The following is a 255-nucleotide window of genomic DNA, read 5'->3' as shown; positions in this document are numbered from 1 at the left end:
GCTGAGCTACGAGACTCTGTTTTACTTAAAATTTATTATTTGAACTAACAGCAAGAGTAAAATAGTCTTAAAATCAAAACCTTTAAAGCTTCTTCTTTTTTCCTCAGCGTGCATTACTGCTAACACTCGAGGCTCTAGAAAGGAGGTGTTCCAGCCGCACCTTCCGGTACGGCTACCTTGTTACGACTTAGCCCTAGTTACCAGTTTTACCCTAGGCAGCTCCTTGCGGTCACCGACTTCAGGCACCCCCAGCTT

1 rRNA gene is annotated in these 255 nt (G+C 44.7%); it reads right to left on the bottom strand.

From position 1 onward, the window contains the following. Positions 1 to 138: 138 nt before the first annotated feature. Positions 139 to 255, bottom strand: a 16S ribosomal RNA gene (locus tag ACHRWY_RS27750); the annotation flags it as partial.

It is taken from the genome of Flavobacterium sp. FlaQc-48, from assembly GCF_044007335.1.
GTDB lineage: Bacteria > Bacteroidota > Bacteroidia > Flavobacteriales > Flavobacteriaceae > Flavobacterium.
Note: the sequence above shows the minus strand (reverse complement) of the source record. Positions and strands in the feature narration are given on the sequence as shown.